The 19,216-nt window shown below is 49.6% G+C and carries 16 protein-coding genes; 3 read left to right on the top strand and 13 right to left on the bottom strand.

The annotated features are described in order from the left end of the window. Nucleotides 1-529 precede the first annotated feature (529 nt). The 3 genes from CIK89_RS01880 to CIK89_RS01870 are packed head-to-tail and all read left to right on the top strand — an operon-like array spanning nucleotide 530 to nucleotide 4,503. Nucleotides 530-2,434, top strand: coding sequence for a glycoside hydrolase family 97 protein (locus CIK89_RS01880; RefSeq protein WP_094389733.1), 1,905 nt, complete (start codon nucleotides 530-532; stop codon nucleotides 2,432-2,434). A gap of 60 nt (nucleotides 2,435-2,494) precedes the next feature. Then, nucleotides 2,495-3,802 (top strand): acetylxylan esterase, encoded by a 1,308-nt coding sequence (locus CIK89_RS01875; RefSeq protein WP_094389743.1) that lies wholly within the window; start codon nucleotides 2,495-2,497, stop codon nucleotides 3,800-3,802. Next, complete coding sequence (locus CIK89_RS01870; RefSeq protein WP_158214818.1) at nucleotides 3,802-4,503, top strand: NigD-like C-terminal domain-containing protein; 702 nt, start codon at nucleotides 3,802-3,804, stop codon at nucleotides 4,501-4,503. Before CIK89_RS01875 ends, CIK89_RS01870 begins: the two co-directional genes overlap by 1 nt. A 112-nt stretch (nucleotides 4,504-4,615) precedes the next feature. Here CIK89_RS01870 and CIK89_RS01865 read toward each other — a convergent pair whose 3' ends face one another. The 13 genes from CIK89_RS01865 to CIK89_RS01805 form a co-directional block, all read right to left on the bottom strand. Next, nucleotides 4,616-5,578, bottom strand: coding sequence for an acetylornithine carbamoyltransferase (locus CIK89_RS01865; RefSeq protein WP_094389731.1), 963 nt, complete (start codon nucleotides 5,576-5,578; stop codon nucleotides 4,616-4,618). A gap of 35 nt (nucleotides 5,579-5,613) precedes the next feature. Next, nucleotides 5,614-6,855, bottom strand: a complete 1,242-nt coding sequence (locus tag CIK89_RS01860; RefSeq protein WP_094389730.1) for a glutamate-5-semialdehyde dehydrogenase — start codon at nucleotides 6,853-6,855, stop codon at nucleotides 5,614-5,616. 23 nt (nucleotides 6,856-6,878) lie between these two features. Then, nucleotides 6,879-7,655: a glutamate 5-kinase gene (proB, locus tag CIK89_RS01855; protein WP_094389729.1), complete on the bottom strand. Its 777-nt coding sequence runs from the start codon at nucleotides 7,653-7,655 to the stop codon at nucleotides 6,879-6,881. 22 nt (nucleotides 7,656-7,677) lie between these two features. Beyond that, nucleotides 7,678-9,351 (bottom strand): AMP-binding protein, encoded by a 1,674-nt coding sequence (locus tag CIK89_RS01850; protein WP_094389728.1) that lies wholly within the window; start codon nucleotides 9,349-9,351, stop codon nucleotides 7,678-7,680. An 82-nt stretch (nucleotides 9,352-9,433) separates the two neighbouring features. Next, nucleotides 9,434-9,994 carry a helix-turn-helix domain-containing protein gene (locus CIK89_RS01845; RefSeq protein ID WP_094389727.1) on the bottom strand — a complete coding sequence of 187 codons (561 nt, stop codon included), beginning with the start codon at nucleotides 9,992-9,994 and terminating at the stop codon, nucleotides 9,434-9,436. Nucleotides 9,995-10,059: 65 nt separating this feature from the next. Continuing rightward, the gene (locus CIK89_RS01840; protein WP_094389726.1) at nucleotides 10,060-10,836 is read right to left on the bottom strand and encodes a pyrroline-5-carboxylate reductase; all 777 of its coding nucleotides are present in this window, start codon (nucleotides 10,834-10,836) and stop codon (nucleotides 10,060-10,062) included. Further along, nucleotides 10,833-11,969, bottom strand: a complete 1,137-nt coding sequence (locus CIK89_RS01835; protein WP_094389725.1) for an aspartate aminotransferase family protein — start codon at nucleotides 11,967-11,969, stop codon at nucleotides 10,833-10,835. Before CIK89_RS01835 ends, CIK89_RS01840 begins: the two co-directional genes overlap by 4 nt. A 22-nt stretch (nucleotides 11,970-11,991) precedes the next feature. Then, nucleotides 11,992-12,957, bottom strand: a complete 966-nt coding sequence (gene argC, locus CIK89_RS01830) for an N-acetyl-gamma-glutamyl-phosphate reductase (RefSeq protein ID WP_094389724.1) — start codon at nucleotides 12,955-12,957, stop codon at nucleotides 11,992-11,994. Further along, nucleotides 12,954-13,142 carry a PspC domain-containing protein gene (locus tag CIK89_RS01825; RefSeq protein ID WP_094389723.1) on the bottom strand — a complete coding sequence of 63 codons (189 nt, stop codon included), beginning with the start codon at nucleotides 13,140-13,142 and terminating at the stop codon, nucleotides 12,954-12,956. Before CIK89_RS01825 ends, argC begins: the two co-directional genes overlap by 4 nt. 39 nt (nucleotides 13,143-13,181) lie before the next feature. Then, on the bottom strand, nucleotides 13,182-14,384 hold the full coding sequence (locus CIK89_RS01820) for an argininosuccinate synthase (RefSeq protein ID WP_094389742.1): 1,203 nt from the start codon (nucleotides 14,382-14,384) through the stop codon (nucleotides 13,182-13,184). Between the two features lie 104 nt (nucleotides 14,385-14,488). Next, nucleotides 14,489-15,100, bottom strand: a complete 612-nt coding sequence (locus CIK89_RS01815; protein WP_094389722.1) for a GNAT family N-acetyltransferase — start codon at nucleotides 15,098-15,100, stop codon at nucleotides 14,489-14,491. 43 nt (nucleotides 15,101-15,143) lie between these two features. After that, entirely contained in the window at nucleotides 15,144-15,620 is a 477-nt protein-coding gene (gene argR, locus CIK89_RS01810; RefSeq protein WP_094389721.1) for an arginine repressor, read from the bottom strand. 550 nt (nucleotides 15,621-16,170) lie between these two features. Next, entirely contained in the window at nucleotides 16,171-19,164 is a 2,994-nt protein-coding gene (locus tag CIK89_RS01805) for a glycoside hydrolase family 2 TIM barrel-domain containing protein (protein ID WP_094389741.1), read from the bottom strand. Nucleotides 19,165-19,216: the final 52 nt, after the last annotated feature.

Below are 19,216 nucleotides of genomic sequence, written 5' to 3'. Positions count from 1 at the left end.
TACTTCTCTGTTTTATGTAAATCTTTCAAAGAACTCTTCCTTCAGTGCTTGTCAGGTGTTGTATTCCTGAAAGCGGATGCAAAGGTACGGCTTTTTTCTGAACTACCAAACTTTTTCGAGAAAAAAATGCAGATTGCATGAAACTTTTTTGCAGAGATTGATTTCTGTCAAGCCGCAAAACGGAAACTCCTTATTTATTATATATAAAGGACGTGTGGACGCGCACAAATCTTTTTCTTCATTTCCAATGGCCGAAAAAGCACCTGAAACGCACCAATGCCGCTATTTCAAAGTTTCACTTTTAGAGGGAAGCTTTGCGGAAATGTGCAAAGAACGGGGAGATTTTGGATGGAAGAGCTATGAGGAAACACAAAGAATAGGGGCTGGCTTTGCGGAAATGTGCAAAGAACGGGGCGGGGCTTTGCGGAAATCGCTACGCGATGGAAGTTGTGTTTTTGGGGAAAATTATTGGTATTGCGGTGAAAAAAGCGTATCTTTGCGTGCTGAACAGATAACTTATCACAAAACTATGAATCAAACTATTCTGAAAAGATACATTGCCATTTTCCTTTTCATCGCAACGGCTGCGGTGAACGGATGGGCAGCGACGCTAACAAACCGCTCTTTTACATCGCCAAACGGTTGCATCATCTGGAACACCATCACAACAGGCGATTCAATCACAGCCTTCGACATCAGTTACCGACAGGATAAAAACAGTAAGACACATCACGTGACAACCATCACAGAGTTTGGAGTAGAGACGAAAGACGGAGCTGGACACCACTTGAGACTGGTGGATACGAGTGATCCACACCCTGTGTTTGAAACCTACGCGATGATCGTGGGAAAGAAATCTATCTGCACCAATCACGGACGCGAAGTGGTCTATACGTTTGAGGATGATGTCAAACGCCAACAACGACTGGTGGTCAGACTCTATAACGACGGTGTGGCCCTGCGCTATGAGATGGATAACCTGTTGCACACACGTGTCACAACAGAACATACGACCTTCCGGATTGATGAGGGCACCAAGCGCTGGATGCAGAAATGGAACGAACCCTATGAGGACTTCTATCCACTCGCCACTACCGGCAACGACAACAACCACCGATGGGCTTTCCCTGCCTTGGTGGAAGCCGCTCCAAAGACATGGATGTTGCTGACGGAGGCAGGAATAGACGGTGGGCATAGTGCTGCATCGTTGTACAACGACAAACAAGCAACCGACTATCGTGTGGTGGCTGACGAACAACGACAGAACACCTCAGGAAGATGGGTTTCTCCTTGGCGTCTTGCCCTGATTGGCGGACTGGAAGATCTCGTAGCCTCAACACTCGTAACGGATGTCAGTGCGCCCTGCCGACTGAAAGACACGGCATGGATTCAACCGGGTGGTGTGTCGTGGATCTACTGGGCCCACAACCACGGCAGTCGTGACTTCAAAATTGTGTGTCAATATATCGACATGGCGGTTGCCCTTGGCCTGCCCTACGTGCTGATAGATGCAGAATGGGACGAGATGGGCAACGGCGGAACGATAGGCGACGCACTGGATTATGCGCAAAAGCAAGGTGTAAAAGTGCTGATCTGGTATAATTCCTCTACTGCATGGTTGGGGAAAGACGGAGCGCCAGGTCCCCACTTCCGCCTCAATGCGCCAGAGCGCAGAGAGCGCGAATTTGCATGGTTAGAACAACAAGGAGTGGCTGGCGTGAAGATAGATTTCTTTGCCGGCGACAAACAAGAGACTATGCAATACTGCATCGACCTGTTGGAGGCAGCAGCCCGCCACCATCTGATGGTAAATTTCCATGGTGCAACACTGCCACGCGGTTGGCAACGCACCTACCCCAACCTGCTATCGACGGAAGCTGTCTATGGTGCTGAATGGTACAACAACAGCCCTGTGCTGACAGACAAAGCAGCAGCACACAACGCCACACTACCCTTCACACGCGGTATTGTGGGATCGATGGACTATACACCCTGTACCTTCTCCGACTCGCAACACCCTCATATCACCACCCATGCGCACGAGCTCGCCCTTGCCGTACTCTTCGAATCGGGACTGCTCCACTGGGCAGACCGTCCTGAGAGTTATCTGACGCAACCGAAACAGGTGAAGCAGTTGATCGGTTCGCTACCCACCACCTGGGATGAGACACGCCTGTTGGCAGGTTACCCCGGAGAACAAGTAGTGATGGCACGGAGGAAAGGACGCGACTGGTATGTGGCAGGAATCAACGGAACCAACGAGCGGGTGACGCTGGAATTTAACATCGACTTTATCGGTAGTAAGAAAACCACGACAACCGTCTTTACCGATTCAGGGAATGCTTCGTCACCGTGGCACATCAACAGCAAAAGAAAAGGCCGTATAGTCTGTGAGCCACGTGGCGGTTTTGTTATGGTTATCAAGAGTAAATAGACCCTATCAACAAACAATACTACAAAAAACAACTACAAAACGATGAACATCAAAACGACAATGAAACGAATGATGATGATCGCCCTAATGGCGGTTGTCACACTGATGGCTGGAGCAGAAAACTATCCGTACCGCAGCGACTACCTATGGGTAACCGTGCCCGACCATGCCGACTGGTTGTACAAGACCGGCGAGAAGGCAAACATAGAAATACAATTCTATAAATACGGAATACCCCGAAACGGCGAGGTGACCTATACCGTGGGCAACGACCTGTTGGGAACAGATACAAAAGGCACCGTCACGCTGAAGAACGGACGTGCCAAGATCAATATCGGAACGAAGAAAACGCCAGGATTCCGTGATGTCGTGCTGACCATGAAACTGGATGGACAAAGCTACACCCACCATGTGAAGGTAGGATTCTCACCCGAGAAGATACAACCCTTCACACAAGAGCCCAAAGACTTTAACACCTTCTGGCAAGGCAACCTCGACGAACTGGCAAAGATTCCGCTCAGCTACACCAAGGAGATTGCCAAGGAATACTGCACCGATAAGGTGGATTGCTATTTGGTAAAAATTCCCGTGAGCCGTCGCAAACAATGCGTCTATGGCTACCTCTTCTACCCCAAAAACGCGCAGCCAGGCAAGCATCCCGTAGTGCTCTGTCCTCCGGGAGCCGGCATCAAGACCATCAAAGAGCCATTGCGACATAAATACTACGCAGAGAACGGTTTCATCCGACTGGAGATAGAAATTCACGGACTGGATCCCCGACTGCCCAAGGAGACTTTCGATGACATCAGCCGCGCCTTCAACAGCGACCCGACAGGATATTTGGAAAACGGTATAGATAACCGCGACCGATACTATATGAAGCACGTCTATCTCGCCTTGGTGCGCTGCATTGACCTGCTCACCTCACTACCCGAATGGGATGGACGGAATGTTGCGGTACAAGGCGGTAGTCAGGGCGGAGCCCTCGCCCTCGTGGCAGCAGGTCTCGACAAACGCGTGAACCTCTGTGTGGTGAACCATCCAGCACTCAGCGATATGGCAGGCTATACGGAGAAGGGACGCACCGGCGGTTATCCCCACTTCAATCGCATGACAGGACTCTACACCCCTTCCAATATCTCTACCATGGCGTATTACGATGTGGTGAACTTTGCCCGTAAGGTGAAAGCCACCACCTATATGACATGGGGATATAATGATAATACATGTCCGCCAACCACCAGTTATGCAGTATGGAATACGCTGAACTGCGAAAAAGAGTCGCTCATCACCCCCATCAACGAACATTGGACGAGCGATGCTACGGAATACGGACAGATGGTCTGGATAAAGAAACACCTACAATAATGAAACAAGAATCACACCTCCTGTCGTGGAAGCCACGACACACCGCAGTAGCCGTTGCCTGTTGCCTGGGAGCCCTACTCTCCGGATGCACCAACGATGCTTACGACAAGGGCGATGGCCCTTATTCCGATATGCAAGCCGAACTGGTTGATGTAAGTATCGGAGAAGAAAAGAAAGCCCTCGACTTCGTGACCGACAAGGGTCAGCACTATATGTTTGAAACTCCTGTCCTCGCTACATGGGCTTCAAAAGCTGATTCCACATACCGTGCCATCGTATATTTCGATGATTTGGGCAACGGAGTTGCCAAATGCAGGGCATTGGGAGGTGTACCCACCCTCCGTGCGAAAGAGCATAGGAAACTGCAGAATATGGCAGATGACCCTGTGGGTTACGAGAGTGTGTGGGTGTCAGACAACCACCGCTATGTGAACATGGCATTGCTGCTGAAGTCGGGAGTCTCTGATTCTAATTCAGCACTCCATAAGATTGCCCTTGCACAAGATACGCTGATCTGTCATTCAAACGGACGCAACACCGTGCACTACAGACTGTTGCACGATCAGAACAATATTCCACAATACTATACAGACCGGAGCTACGTGAGCATCCTGTTGCCCGAAACAACACCTCTCGACACCGTAGTGCTGCAGATGAACACTACAGATGGCGTGGTAAGCAAGGTCTTGACGATAAGATAAGGGCTTTGCTGAAATACGCAAAAAACGGAGGCTATAGAGAACGATATTAGCAATACGAGGCGGATTCATGATGGATCCGCCTCGCTGCATTAATTATAATAAGGTGTTAGAATCACATGCTTTCTAACATACGTTTAATCACAACCGAACATGAAATTTCTCTGTTGGCAGCTTCAGGAATAACGATGCTATCCGGACTCTCAATAACATTGTCAGTAACAATAAGACCACGGCGCACAGGTAGGCAGTGCATGAACTTAGCATGGTCGGTCCACGCCATGTGCTGTTCATCGACCGTCCAACTCATATCCTTCGATGTAATCTTACCATAGTCAGCAGGATTGGTCACGCCCGGATTACTCCAGTTTTTAGCATAGATAAAGTCCGCACCTTCGAACGCTTTACGCTGGTCGTACTCCACGCGAGCATTACCTACAAACTTCGGATCGAGTTCATAGCCCTCAGGATGAGTCACCACGAAATCCACATCGGCAGCATTCATCCACTCCGCAAATGAGTTAGGCACAGCCTGCGGCAATGCACGGCAGTGAGGTGCCCATGTGAGAACCACCTTAGGCCGTTGCTTCTTCTTATACTCCTCAATAGTGATGAGGTCTGCGAAAGCCTGCAGGGGATGCACGGTAGCCGTTTCCATGGCGAAGACCGGTTTTCCGCTATACTTGATAAACTGGTTGAGAACCGTCTCAGCATAGTCGTAGTCGCGGTCAGACAATCCAGCAAATGAGCGCACACCGATAAGGTCGCAATAGCACCCCATCACCGGAATAGCCTCCAACAAGTGTTCACTCTTATCGCCATCCATGATGACTCCACGCTCTGTTTCAAGTTTCCATGCACCCGCATTGACATCGAGCACGATGACATTCATGCCCAGGTTCATAGCAGCTTTCTGTGTAGAAAGACGCGTGCGCAGTGAATTATTGAAGAAAATCATCAGCAGCGTCTTGTTCTTGCCCAGATGCTGATATTTGAAACGATCGTTCTTAATCTCTTTAGCCTCGGCCAGTGCTTTCTCCAGCGGACCGATATCTTGTACGTTGATAAAACTTTTCATACAGGTTATGATAATTGATGATAAAAAGAAATGTCTTAGTTTCGAGTCTGTCCCTCACCCTCTATAATCCATTTATAGGTGCAAATCTCGTCGAGTCCCATAGGTCCACGCGGTCCGAGTTTCTGCGTAGAGATTCCTATCTCAGCACCCAATCCGAACTGTGCCCCATCGGTAAACGAGGTTGGTGCGTTCCAATAGACGCAAGCTGCATCCACCTTTTGTTGAAAGAGCCGTGCGGCAGCCTCATCCTCGGTAATGATAGACTCGCTGTGTCCAGAGCCATACAGGTCGATATGAGCAAGTGCCTCATCAATAGATGCTACGGTGCGAATAGCGAGTTTATAGTCCATAAACTCCGTACCAAAGGAATCGTCGGTGGCAGGCATCAGGAGCGTATCGGGATAATGCCCTTTGAGTTGGTTGTAAGCCATACTATCTGCAAAGAGAGTCACTTGTTTCTCCGCCATCGGAGCCACGAGTTGTGGGAGGTCAGCAAGTCGTTTCTGATGGATGATCAGGCAGTCGAGCGCATTGCAAACCGATACCCGTCGCGTCTTAGCATTAAGGATGATAGCCTGTCCTTTCTGCAAGTCACCACCTTTATCGAAATAGGTATTGACCACGCCAGCCCCCGTCTCAATGACAGGAATACGAGCATTATCGCGCACGAAATCGATGAGTTTTCTTCCGCCTCGTGGAATGCAGAGGTCAATATATCCCACGGCATTAAGCATTTCGGCAGTAGCCTCATGAGTGGCAGGCAGCAGCGATACGGTATTTTCATCGATATTGTGACGCTTCAACACCTCATGGATGAGTGCAACGGCAGCACGGTTGGAGTCGTCAGCATCGCGTCCACCCTTGAGAACGCAGGCATTGCCACTCTTGAAACAAAGGGCAAAGACATCAAACGTCACATTGGGCCGCGCCTCATAGATGATGCCAATCACTCCGAAAGGCACAGTCACGCGATGAAGTCTCAACCCATTGGGGAGCGTTCGCTGATGACTGTTATGCCCCAGAGGCGACGGCAGTTTCGTCACATTGCGCATATCAGCCGCAATACCTTCCAGTCGTTGTGGCGTCAGTTGGAGTCGGTCGTAGAGCGGATTCTTCACATCCATGCGCTCCAAGTCCTTAGCATTAGCCGCCAACAGCGTATTCTGCTGCGCCACGATAGCCTCCGCCACATCCAATAGGATGGAGTTGCGTTGCTCATCAGTCAGAGCCGATAGTGTTTTGCTGGCCCTCTTTACATCTTGAAACAGTTTTTCCATAGTTTTCTTCAAACAACAGATTGTTATGCTTTCACCAGTGGTACGAACTCCGTGTGTGGCACTTCCTCCTTGTTGTTGACCAAGTCAACGAGGATATTATCGCGCTCACCATTGGCAATAATCACCCTGATACCCGCTTGCGACACTTTCGTTGCTGTGGTGTATTTCGAGTGCATTCCTCCACGACCGAATGCACTCTTTTCAGGTTGAATATATTCAGAGAGGTCCCGTCCCGGCGCCACTTCACGTATGAGTTGGGCGGCAGGGTCGTCGGGATGAGTAGTGAAGATACCATCGATATTAGAGAGCAGGATCAGCGTCTCCGCATTCATCATCTGCGCGATGAGTCCCGACAGTTCATCGTTATCGGTAAACATCAGTTCGGTGACGCTCACCGTGTCGTTCTCATTGACGATAGGCAACACATCGTTTTCGAGCATCACCTTCATACACGCCTGCTGGTTTTGGTATTGCTCTCCCGGTTCAAAGTTTTCCTTCATGGTCAGCACCTGTCCGATATGGATATCAAATTCCCGAAAGAGGTCGTAATAGAGTCCGACGAGTTTGACCTGTCCCACAGCAGAAAACAGTTGTCGCTGTTCTACAGAGTCGAGCAGATGATCCACCTTGATTTCTCCGCGTCCACTCGCCATAGCACCCGACGACACGAGAATAACCTCATGGTCGTGTTGTCGTAGCCATGCAATCTGATCGACTAATGCCGACATACGCGTGACATCGAGTTTACCATCCTTACGGGTCAGCACGTTGCTACCCACCTTCACTACAATTCTTTTCATTTCTATAAGGTGTTCAACGGATTTATCCCTTTTGTTCCGAGTCTTTCTTACGTATTTCCACGCGGCGAATCTTTCCGCTGATGGTCTTAGGCAACTCATCAACGAACTCAACGATACGCGGATACTTATACGGAGCAGTTTCCTTCTTCACATGCTGTTGCAGTTCTTTGACGAGCTCATCGCCCGCTTTATCCTTCCATTCCTTTCCTAATACGACTGTAGCCTTAACCACCATACCACGGATATCGTCAGGAACACCCGTAATGGCACATTCCACAACAGCAGGGTGAGTCATCAGTGCCGACTCCACCTCAAACGGACCGATGCGGTAACCACTCGACTTGATCACGTCGTCAATACGTCCTTCAAACCAATAGTAGCCATCTTCATCGCGCCACGCCATGTCGCCCGTGTGATAAACACCATCGTGCCATGCTTCACGAGTCAGTTCTGGGTCGCGGTAGTATTCTTTGAAAAGACCGATAGGTTTGCGGTCTCCCACACGTACGACAATCTCTCCCTTCTCACCATCCTCACACGGCGTACCGTCAGGTTTAATCAGGTCGATGTCATACTGTGCGTTAGGCATTCCCATAGAACCCGGTTTCGGAGTCATCCAAGGCATGGTTCCCAGTGTCATAGTCGTTTCAGTCTGTCCGAATCCCTCCATCATCTGAATACCAGTTTTTTCTTTAAACTTATCGAATACTGCCGGATTAAGCGCTTCACCAGCCGTGGTGCAGTACTCCAGCGATGAGAGATCGTATTTAGAGAGGTCTTCACGAATCATGAAGCGATAGATGGTAGGAGGCGCACAGAACGAAGTGACGTGGTATTTCTCTATTTGTCTGAGCAGCGTATCAGCATTGAATTTCTCATGATCGAACACAAACACGGTAGCTCCGGCAAACCACTGTCCGTAGAATTTACCCCATACCGCCTTACCCCATCCCGTATCAGCAACAGTCAGATGGAGTGAGTTTTCGTGCAGATTATGCCAGAACACACCCGTTGTAAGATGTCCCATTGCATAGAGATAGTCGTGTGCCACCATCTTCGGTTCACCACTTGTACCACTGGTGAAATACATCAGCATCGTGTCCTCGTTGGTATTGACGAAAGCAGGACGCACGAAGTGTGGTGCCTTTTTCCATTCCGACTGCCAGTCGCGGAAACCTTCAGGAATAGGTTTACCATGGTCAGTAACTGTGATGAGTAGCTTAACGGTAGGACTCTCCGGCATTGCCAATTTAATCTGTTCGGTCACATAGGCATCATCCACACAGATAATCGCCTTGACACTTGCACGCGTATTGCGATAAACGATATCGTGCTTGGTCAGCATGTGAGTAGCCGGAATAACGATGGCTCCAATCTTATGCAAAGCAAGCATGATGACCCACCATTCATAGCGTCTCTTCAGTATCAGCATGACAGGATCATTCTTCCCGATGCCCAATGTCAATAGGTATGAAGCCGCCTGGTCAGTCTGCTCTTTGAGTTCTCCGTATGTTGTGCGAATCTCGTCTCCTTGGTCGTTAGTCCAGAGGATGGCGAGTTTTTCAGGAGCCTCTTCCGCCCACACATCCATCACATCGTAGGCGAAGTTGAAGTTTTCGGGAATGATAAATTCCAGATGTTTGTTATAGTCTTCCACAGACTCGAAGTGTGTCTGCTTTAAAAATCTTTCAATCATGTTTGTTGTGTTTTTACTGCGTAAAGGGAAACTCCAAGCACTTCGTGTGTTGTAAGTCCCCAGTGTGTTGTTTGTAGCCTCCTTATTTCTCAACCACGAAGGCGAGGAATTTTACTGCTTTGTTGCCTACAGCGAGCATGCCGTGAGGTTTTCCTGAATCGAAATAAATGCTGTCTCCCTCTTCCAGGCGTATGGTTTTATCGCCGATGAAGAGATCCATTGACCCTTCGAGTACGAGGTTAAACTCCTGTCCGAGGTGAGTATTCTTATAGATTTTGTGTGCTTCAGGCTTGGGTTCTACGGTCACGATAAACACCTCCGCATCGTGGTTAACAAATCCACTGACCAGACTTTGGTATTTATAGGCCTTTGTGCGCTCCACGCTCATGCCCTGTCCTTTTCTCACTACGAAATATGATTTCATGCGTGGTGCCTCAGCAAACATCAGTTCTTCCGCCGACACACCATATTTTCGTGCAATCTTCATGAGTTTAGAGATGGTAATATCCACCTCACCGCGTTCTATCTTTTCATATACATCCACATCGATGCCGCAGGTTTCAGCCACTTCCTCAGCCGTAAGATCGAGCACGTCGCGCAATCCTCTGAGTCGTTCACCGATTTGTTTTAATTGTTCGTCCATTGTTTTTGTGTATAATCGTGTTATTATTTACTTTTAGCGTATTACAATCTTGTCAGACGGTTTCACTATTTCAGTCCGGCTTTCAGTCCGCGGATGACAGCAGAGGTAAAGCCAGCATGTTCCATCTCGTTGAGTCCCTTGATGGTCACTCCACCCGGTGTAGTCACCAAGTCGATGGCCTGTTCGGGATGCATTCCGCTTGCTTGCAGCAGTTTGACAGCACCCAAAACAGTCTGCATCACGATGTCTTTAGCAACATCCGCTTTAAAACCAAGTTCCACGCCGCCTTCAGAAGCAGCGCGGATGTAACGCATGGCATAAGCAATGCCGCAAGAGGCAAGCGTAGTTCCAGCTGCCAGATGTTGAAAGTCAGTGATGAGTGTACTACCCATCTCATCGAATATTCCTTTGACGGTTGCGGTCTGTGCATCGTCAGCCCCTACGGGCACCATGAAGGTCATTGATGCCAATTGGGCAATGGCGATATTGGGGATTACGAGGAAGAATGGCGGTGTTTCGGGCAGTGCCTCACGCACCCGTTCCGGTGTTACTCCTGCTGCAATAACCACCAGGAGTTGGTCTTTTGGACGTATGCTTGCTCTGATACCAGCCAATACAGTATCAACGAGCCAAGGTTTCACACACACGCAAACGATGTCAGCCGTTTTGGCTGCGTCAGCATTGTTTGTCGTGGTATTGACTCCCATTGCCTTGAATTTCTCCAATACTTCAGCCGTTGGGTCGGCCACTGTAATCTCTTCCTGCTTGAAGGATTTAGCCTTAAGCAATCCTTCTACGGTGGCGCCCCCCATGGCTCCAGCTCCTATCATGGTAATTTTCATAATGCTGCGAAAACTTTATTGAGTTTATCGATAAACAGGTCTGCTTCTGCTTTGGTGAGGCAGAGTGGTGGCAAGAGACGCAGTACGTTGGTTCCTGCACAACCTGTGAAGCAGTGTTCTTGATAGATGAGCGGTTGTCTGACATCCTTATGTGGCACATCGAGATCTACGCCAATCATCATTCCTCTACCGCGCACATCGAGGATATGTGGGTTGTTGATTGCTCGAAGACGACCGATGAGATACTCTCCCACCTCGTTGGCATTCTCGACGAGATGTTCCTCTTCAAACACATCGAGTACGGCGAGTGCTGCTGCGCAAGCCAGGTGGTTACCTCCGAAAGTCGTTCCGAGTTGTCCATATACGGGTTTAAACTCTGGCGAAATCAGTACGCCACCCATCGGGAATCCGTTGGCAATGCCCTTTGCCACGGTGATGATGTCGGGTCTGATGCCCAACCACTGGTGTGCAAAGAACTTACCGCTTCTTCCGTATCCACATTGTATTTCATCGCAGATGAGTATGGTGCCGTGCGCTTTACAGAGTTTCTGCAGTCCTTGCGCAAATTCGGCAGTGGCGAGTTTGATGCCTCCCACACCTTGTATGCACTCAAGAATGACAGCGCAGACATCTCCCTTAGCGAGTTCGTGTTCCCATGCTGCAAGGTCGTTGAGTGGCAGATAGGTCACGTGACCGTTATTGTTAATGGGCGCAATAATCTTCGGATTGTTGGTAACCTCTACTGCGAGCGATGTACGTCCATGGAATGCTTTCTCAGCCGAAAGCACTCTTGTGCGTCCATTGGTGAATGATGCGAGTTTCAAGGCATTTTCGTTAGCCTCAGCACCCGAATTGATCAGGAACAACTGATAGTCGTCGTAGCCCGAAATGCGACCGAGTCTTTCTGCCAATTCCACTTGCAGTTTATTGATTACCGAATTGGAATAGAATCCCAGTTTGTTCAGTTGTTCGTTTACCTTATTGATATAGTGTGGATGTGAATGGCCGATAGAGATGACCGCATGGCCTCCGTAGAGGTCAAGATACTCTTGTCCTTTATCGTCCCAAACGTGGCATCCTTTACCTTTGACGATATTTACATCGAACAATGGATAGACATCAAAGAGCTTCATATATGTTTTATTTATTTTATTGTTAGAAGGCAGAGGGTTTAAGTCTCAAGCCTGCGTGTTCATCGATACCAAACATGATGTTCATATTCTGCACCGCTTGTCCCACAGCACCCTTCAGAAGATTGTCGATGGCAGAGGTGATGAGGAGTTTGTTGCCATATTTCTCCACATGAACCAGTGCCTTGTTGGTATTGACCACCTGTTTGAGGTCGATGGGATTGTCGCTGACATGCGTGAAAGCCGCATGGCGGTAGAAGTCTTTATACGCTTCTTTCACATCCTCCAGCGGAGCTGGTGTACGCACCACAGCGGTGCAGAAGATGCCTCTGGCAAAGTTTCCGCGGTAGGGGATAAAGTCTATATCGGCATCAAGATAGCCCTGCACCTGTTTCAGCGACTGTCTGATTTCGGCAATATGCTGATGTTGGAAAGGTTTGTAGATGCTGAGGTTGTCGGCACGCCATGAGAAATGGGTGGTGGCTCCGGGTTTCTGTCCGGCTCCAGTACTGCCCGTGATGGCATTGACGCTCACATCTTCTTTCAGCAGATTGAGATAGGCAGCAGGCAGAAGTGCCAGTTGAATAGCTGTGGCAAAGCATCCCGGATTAGCCAAATGTTGTGCGGTGGCAATCTCGTCGTGGTTGATTTCGGGCAATCCATATACGTAGTCGTGGCTGCCTTTGATGCGGAAATCCTGTGCCAGGTCGATGATTTTCACGTTGGCGGGTATGGTATGTTCCTTGAGGAACGCCTCGCTCTTTCCGTGACCGAAGCAGAAGAACACCACGTCAACCTCGTCGAACGGCATCTGGTCGGTAAACTTCAGTTCGGTATCGCCTATGAGTCCTTCATGAACATCACTTACAAGGTTGCCTGCATTGCTTTCTGAATTGGCGAACACGATGTTTGCCTCAGGGTGATTGAGCAGCACACGGATGAGTTCTCCACCCGTGTAACCTGCTGCGCCAAGTATTCCTATCTTAATCATAATTGTCTGTCTGGTATAACGATCCAGCAGATGATATAGAATATCACCCCACTAAAACAAGTGAAGACAGTAGCCGCCAGCCATGCCAATCTTACGAGTGTTGGGTCGAAATCGAAGTATTCGGCAATTCCTGCACATACGCCCGCAATCTTTTTGTCGGGCGACAAAGTGAGTTTTCGTTCCATATCCTTGCTGTTAGAATCTATTGTATTGTTATGCTGTGATTATTTGCGCTCATCGGGATGAGTACCGTAATAGACGCGAAGTGGTGTAGAGAGCACCTTGATAAAGCCCTTGGCTTCGTCGGCAGTCCATCCGTTTTGTGTCTCTCCATATTCGCCGAGTTTCGACTTGGTGAGGTCGTTGTCAGAATCTACGCCGATAGTCTCAAAACCGTAAGGACGCAGTTTCAGAATAGCTGTTCCGGTCACATTGCGCTGACTTGAAGTAAGCATGGCTTCCATATCAGGCATGACGGGTTCGAGATACTGACTCTCGTGGAGGAACATGCCATACCAGTTGGCAACTTGGTCTTTCCAGTATTGCTGCCATTTAGAGAGTGTTGATTTCTCCAGCAGTCTGTGTGCTTCGATGATGAGTTTAGGTGCAGCAGCCTCAAAACCTACTCTTCCCTTGATACCGATGATGGTGTCTCCCACGTTGGCGTCGCGTCCGATGGCGTAGCTTGCACCTATTTCTTCAATTTTCTGAATGGCTTTCACTTTGTCGTCAAACTTCTCGTCGTTGACAGCAACGATTTCACCCTTGTCGAAAGTGATTTTCAGCGTAGCCTCAGCATCCTTTGCTGTGACGTGTTTGAGATATGCTTCTTCGGGCAATCCCTGTGTTGGATCGAGGAGTTCGCCACCGCAAATACTGGTGCCCCATATTCCTACGTTATAAGAGTACTTCAGTTTGGTGAAGTCTGCAAAGAATCCATGTTCGTTGAGGAAGTCAACTTCCTCCTTACGGGTCAGTTTCTTATCGCGTGTCAGGGTGATGATTTCCACTCCGGGAGCCATCACGAGAAAAGTCATGTCAAATCTGATCTGGTCGTTTCCAGCACCTGTAGAACCGTGGGCAATGGCGTCAGCACCTATCTCCTTGGCATAGCGTGCAATGGCAATGGCTTGGAAGATGCGCTCAGAACTAACCGAAATGGGGTAGCAGTTGTTGCGGAGCACGTTTCCGAATATCATATACTTGAGCGATTTCTCATAGTATTCATGTGTCACATCGAGTGTTGCGTAGGCTTTAGCACCCAGTTTGAAGGCGTTTTCTTCGTTGGTTTTCAACTGTTCTGGGCTGAAACCGCCAGTATTGGCGCATGCGGCATAGACGTCCCAACCGTCTTGTGCCAGTTTCATCACGGTGTAAGAGGTATCAAGACCTCCTGAAAAAGCTACTACTACTTTCTTGTTTGCCATATCTTTCTTCGTTTTTTTGTTTTTTTCCATGTTTCTCCTCGGTCCTTTCCTTAGGGTTTGTGGCGCTTGGCATTGTCGGTAGGAAGGGCTGAGGACGTTGTTTCCTATTTTACTCCGTCCATTGCTTTAATACGTTCGAGCACTGCCTCAGGGATTTTCACGGGCAGGTGTTCTTCGGGATCGTATAGCATGGCGGTGCAGATGCAGTATTTTCGTCCGGTGCGGTGAAGCACATCTACATTGACACAACCCTCGCAACCGCGCCAAAACGATTCATCGTCGGTGAGGTCGGCAAAGGTCACGGGCTGGTAGCCCAAGTGTGTGTTCATCGCCATAACGGCAGCTCCGCTGGTGAGCGAGAATATCTTAGCATGTGGCCAGCGCACTCTTGCGAGCGAGAAGGTGAGGTCTTTGATGCGTTTTGCCACTCCGAGGCCTCTGAAATCGGGGTGTACGATGAGTCCTGAGGTTGTCACATAAGTTTTGTTTCCCCATGTCTCAATGTAGCTGAATCCTGCAAAACGTCCGTTTGACAAGGCTATTACAGCCTTTGCCTCTTTCATCTTCGTGGCAAGATATTCGTGTGTACGCTTTGCAATACCGGTGCCGCGCACCTTTGCAGCATCGGCGATGGTCTGCAGGATGGTATCTACATATACCTCATGCTCCGGACCTGCCACAATCACTTCTATTTCCTTATTGTCTGTCTGTTCCATTTATTTCGTTCAACTGACTATTTCGGTCTGTATTAATCTTTCGTCATTTCATGTTAGGCACTACTTCGCTCAGCGCGTCAATCACCTGCTGTGTATGCACGCCCTGCTTGATAACAATCAGAATGGTATCGTCGCCGGCTATCGTTCCGAGGATGTCGTCAATATTGCTGTTATCGATATTATAGGCTATACTGCTGGCGTAGCCCGGACGGGTCTTGATCACACCAATGTTACCTGAGAAGTTGATGCTCAAAAAACCAGGCACCTGCAACATCTCGCGCACGCTGTGCGGAGTGCTGACGCGCTTGTACATGGTGTCGTTGGGCAACACATAGACATAGTTGCCGCGCATGGAAGCGGCTTTTGCCACCTTCAGTTGTTTCAAGTCTCTACTCAGAGTTGCCTGTGTCAGCGTGAAGCCTTCTTGCTTTAAGGCGGTCAGCAATTCTTCCTGACTACCGAGTTCCTGACTGGAAATTATCATGCGGAGGGCCTCTAAACGGTCGTTTTTGACTTTCATAGTGCTAAGTATATTTATACGAATGTGGTGCAAAATTATACAATTCCATGCATATAACCAAACATTCTACTATCTTTTTTCAAAAAAAAAGTGGATTACATGATTCAGACACTGTTCACTCAAGAATGAAGACAACCGTCCACGTATTTTGTTGGGTATCATAGAAGAAGTGAAATGCAACATGCTACGCACGCGCACGCACGTTCATTATTATTATTATATTGATGCTCTATAGGCTAAAAGCATCGTTTTCAGCAATCTTTTCAAACTTACATAATTTACTGGTAAACAATACTTTGCGGCATCGCAGAAGCCACTTTTCTCAGCAAATTCATTGAAATTGGTCAGCAAATTCATTGAAATTGCTGAGCAAATTCATTGAGTTTGCTGAGGAAATTCATTGAATTTGCTTTGCTATGAACATCACATGCACATAGAGGGAACGTCACGGACACAACGAGAAAACGTCAGTTGCAAGGTGGAAGCGATATTGTTTCAGACTGCAACTGACGTCTTTGACTGTTTGATAAAGGGAAATGTTGTCTTATGGTTACCGTATGCGGAAGCGCAAACGGTGGGTTGTCGATTTGTCGATGGCGTAGCGTTTCAGCACACCGGGACCACACGAACTATTGCCAAGTCCTAACACGGCACAATCAATAGACAGGTAGGTATGACCGTCGGGACGCAGTTCGTAGTGGTGGTTTTTTGTGGCCAACTCGCGCGCGGAATAGGGTAAGGCACTAAACGCAAAGGGTTCGCCTATGGCTTCAACGCGTATTGTCTTGCCAGCACCGTTGCGCAACACCACATAGGCACATGATCCGTGACTACCAGAATCCTGCGGACGCGCATAAGGGGTGTATTGTTCTGCCACGGTGGAAGTCCACTTGCCTATGGTGCAGGCAGCCTGTCGGTCGGGATAGTTGTCCCATGGTCCGAGTCCGTACCATTCCACTCGGTTGTAATCATCGGGCAGAGCCATGACAATGCCCAGTCGGGGCAGTTCGGGCAGCGTTCCCTGACAGGTGAAGGTCAGTTCGTATTCATCGTCTTGCTGTTCGGCTGTCATCGTGATGGTGCCTTCGGGCAGTCGTATCTCCTGTCGTCTGCCTCCGTCAGTCACTACCACTTGTGCGGTATCAAGGCCCTGTCGCTTCCAATCCTTTGCCAACCAGTTGCCAAAACTCTTATCGTTGTCGGTCGGTGCACGGAATGCTTGCAGGCGTATGTCTGCCAGCGAGACGATAGGCGACTGACGCTTATTTGCGGAGGATGCCATTGCCAAGAGATGATCGGCAAGTGGGAACTGTTCGTGGGTCACTTCCATACCGTTGCGATGGGCGGCGACAGTGAGTCGGATGTCGTGATCGGCATGGCGATTGATCAGTCGGGCGAAGCCATCGAGCGAGAGCGTTTCGGCGAATGTGCCCTGTGCAGCGAGTCGTCCATTGTCAGTCACAGTATATGTAAAGCGGTATTCTGAGAGTGGAATCTCGCTGTATCGCACAGCAGCCCGAATGGTGTTACCCTCGCGACGGAAGCATACTGGCGCATAAACTTTCTTCACTTCATAGTATTTCGGAGTGAGTTCGCGCTGACTGCGTACCACACCATTGAGGCAGAAAGCGTGCAGATTGGGGTTATCACCAAAGTCGCCACCATAGCAAACACTATCGCCACGGAGTATTCCCTGATCTACCCAGTCCCAGATAAAACCGCCTAACAGTTGGCGATGACTGTAGATTTCGTCCCAATAGTCTTGAAAATTGCCCATCGCATTGCCCATCGCATGAGCGTATTCGCTGGTCAAAATGGGGCGGGTATCGCCTGCATCGGCAATATCGAGCAGTCGCTCCCACCGTGCATTCTCAGCACGTTCGCGGTCGGAGCCCTCAGGTATGCCGGGATTGAGATATTCCTGGCGCACCCGTGGATAGAAGCGACTGATGACATCAACGGTCTTAGGGTCGTAAAGGTCGGGGTAATGGCCCTGCGCTCCTTCGTAGTGAACGGGGCGTGTGGGGTCGAACTCATGGAGCCAAGCTGCCATGGCAGCATGGTTGGGACCATAGCCACTCTCGTTGCCCAAGCTCCAAAAGATAATCGAAGGACGGTTTTTATCGCGCTCCGCCATGCGGATGCAACGGTCGAGAAAGGCGGGTGCCCAGTCGGGAGTACTTGCTAGGGTGCCTCGCAATCCGTGACTCTCACAGTCAGCCTCGTCCATCACAAACATGCCGATAGAGTCGCACAACTCATACCAACGCGGACAATTGGGATAATGCGACAGGCGCACGGCATTGATGTTGGCTTGCTTCATCAGCAAGAGGTCTTTGACCATCAGCTCTTCACTCATCACACGAGCTGTATGGGGGTCGTGTTCGTGGCGATTCACACCACGCAGTTTTACCACATGACCGTTGATAAACATCTCGCAGCCCTTGATTTCTATCTTTCGGAAACCCACACGCTCCTTCACTTGCTCTGCCACACTTCCGTCGGGGCGCAACAATACCAGGTGAAGATCATAGAGATGGGGATAGTCGGCACTCCACAATCGTGGACGGGAAACCGTCATCGTCATGCGTCCCAACTTGCGATGCCCACGCTGTGGATACCATTCGTTCATGCGGACTGCCTTGTGTGAGAGGTCGAGCACCGTTGCCACATCTGCAGTATCGCTACCTACAGTCTGTCCGCCATCGGTCAATACGGCTGCCAAACGGTAGCCTTCGCCATCCTCGCCACGATAGACCGAGAACTGCGGGTCTATCTGCAACGTCCATTGGGCATCGGAAAGATTGTTGCAACAAGTTCGAATGGCAACATCGCGAAGTCGCACATCGGGAGTGTGGTAGAGCAATACGTCGCGATGGATACCGCCAAAGCGCCAGAAGTCCTGATCTTCGAGATAGGAACCGTCGCTGTATTTATACACCTCGACTGCCACTTGGTTCTCACCGCGATGCAGATAAGGGGTCACGTTGAACTCCGAGGGTTCCATCGATCCCTGCGAATAGCCCACGCGCTCGCCGTTGACCCATACGTAGAACGCACTCATCACACCTTCAAAGCGCAGGAAGGTCTGACCCTGTTGCCACTTTTCAGGCAACAGGAAGGTGCGCTTATACTGGCCTGTGGGGTTACGTTCCTCATAAGTGGTCCAGTCTTTTTTCGGCTCATCAGTAACGTAAGGGGGATTGATACGGAAGGGAAAACCTGCCGACACATAGATGGGGGTGCCGTATCCATTAACCTCCCAGTTGGCAGGCACGTTCAACCGTTGCCATGACGATGCATCGAAGTCGGTACGATAGAAGTCGGCTATGCGCTCCTGAGGGGTCTTGGCCCATCGGAAGTGCCATGCACCGTTGAGCGACAAACGGCTGTCGCCGGGCTTTTCGGCAAAGGGTATGAAATAGGCACGAGGTGCTTCGCGGTTGATCTGCAACACATGGTGGTCTTCCCAATCGTGGTGTTCACGTGTGGGTAAGGATGATACGGATTGTGCCACTATCGGTGTGGCGGTCTGCAGCGCCATGCCACAACAGAACGTGGCGGTCTGCACGAGGCGCAGGATAGGATTCTTCATC

The organism is Prevotella sp. P4-119 (assembly GCF_002251345.1).
Classification (GTDB): Bacteria; Bacteroidota; Bacteroidia; order Bacteroidales; family Bacteroidaceae; genus Prevotella.
This window is presented reverse-complemented; position numbering and strand designations above follow the sequence as displayed.

Excerpts from the sequence above, each read along its gene's own strand:
- CIK89_RS01880 (WP_094389733.1), top strand. The coding sequence starts at position 530 with ATGAATCAAACTATTCTGAAAAGATACATTGCCATTTTCCTTTTCATC.
- CIK89_RS01875 (WP_094389743.1), top strand. The coding sequence starts at position 2,495 with ATGAAACGAATGATGATGATCGCCCTAATGGCGGTTGTCACACTGATG.
- CIK89_RS01870 (WP_158214818.1), top strand. The coding sequence starts at position 3,802 with ATGAAACAAGAATCACACCTCCTGTCGTGGAAGCCACGACACACCGCA.
- CIK89_RS01865 (WP_094389731.1), bottom strand. The coding sequence starts at position 5,578 with ATGAAAAGTTTTATCAACGTACAAGATATCGGTCCGCTGGAGAAAGCA.
- CIK89_RS01860 (WP_094389730.1), bottom strand. The coding sequence starts at position 6,855 with ATGGAAAAACTGTTTCAAGATGTAAAGAGGGCCAGCAAAACACTATCG.
- proB (WP_094389729.1), bottom strand. The coding sequence starts at position 7,655 with ATGAAAAGAATTGTAGTGAAGGTGGGTAGCAACGTGCTGACCCGTAAG.
- CIK89_RS01850 (WP_094389728.1), bottom strand. The coding sequence starts at position 9,351 with ATGATTGAAAGATTTTTAAAGCAGACACACTTCGAGTCTGTGGAAGAC.
- CIK89_RS01845 (WP_094389727.1), bottom strand. The coding sequence starts at position 9,994 with ATGGACGAACAATTAAAACAAATCGGTGAACGACTCAGAGGATTGCGC.
- CIK89_RS01840 (WP_094389726.1), bottom strand. The coding sequence starts at position 10,836 with ATGAAAATTACCATGATAGGAGCTGGAGCCATGGGGGGCGCCACCGTA.
- CIK89_RS01835 (WP_094389725.1), bottom strand. The coding sequence starts at position 11,969 with ATGAAGCTCTTTGATGTCTATCCATTGTTCGATGTAAATATCGTCAAA.
- argC (WP_094389724.1), bottom strand. The coding sequence starts at position 12,957 with ATGATTAAGATAGGAATACTTGGCGCAGCAGGTTACACGGGTGGAGAA.
- CIK89_RS01825 (WP_094389723.1), bottom strand. The coding sequence starts at position 13,142 with ATGGAACGAAAACTCACTTTGTCGCCCGACAAAAAGATTGCGGGCGTA.
- CIK89_RS01820 (WP_094389742.1), bottom strand. The coding sequence starts at position 14,384 with ATGGCAAACAAGAAAGTAGTAGTAGCTTTTTCAGGAGGTCTTGATACC.
- CIK89_RS01815 (WP_094389722.1), bottom strand. The coding sequence starts at position 15,100 with ATGGAACAGACAGACAATAAGGAAATAGAAGTGATTGTGGCAGGTCCG.
- argR (WP_094389721.1), bottom strand. The coding sequence starts at position 15,620 with ATGAAAGTCAAAAACGACCGTTTAGAGGCCCTCCGCATGATAATTTCC.
- CIK89_RS01805 (WP_094389741.1), bottom strand. The coding sequence starts at position 19,164 with ATGGCGCTGCAGACCGCCACACCGATAGTGGCACAATCCGTATCATCC.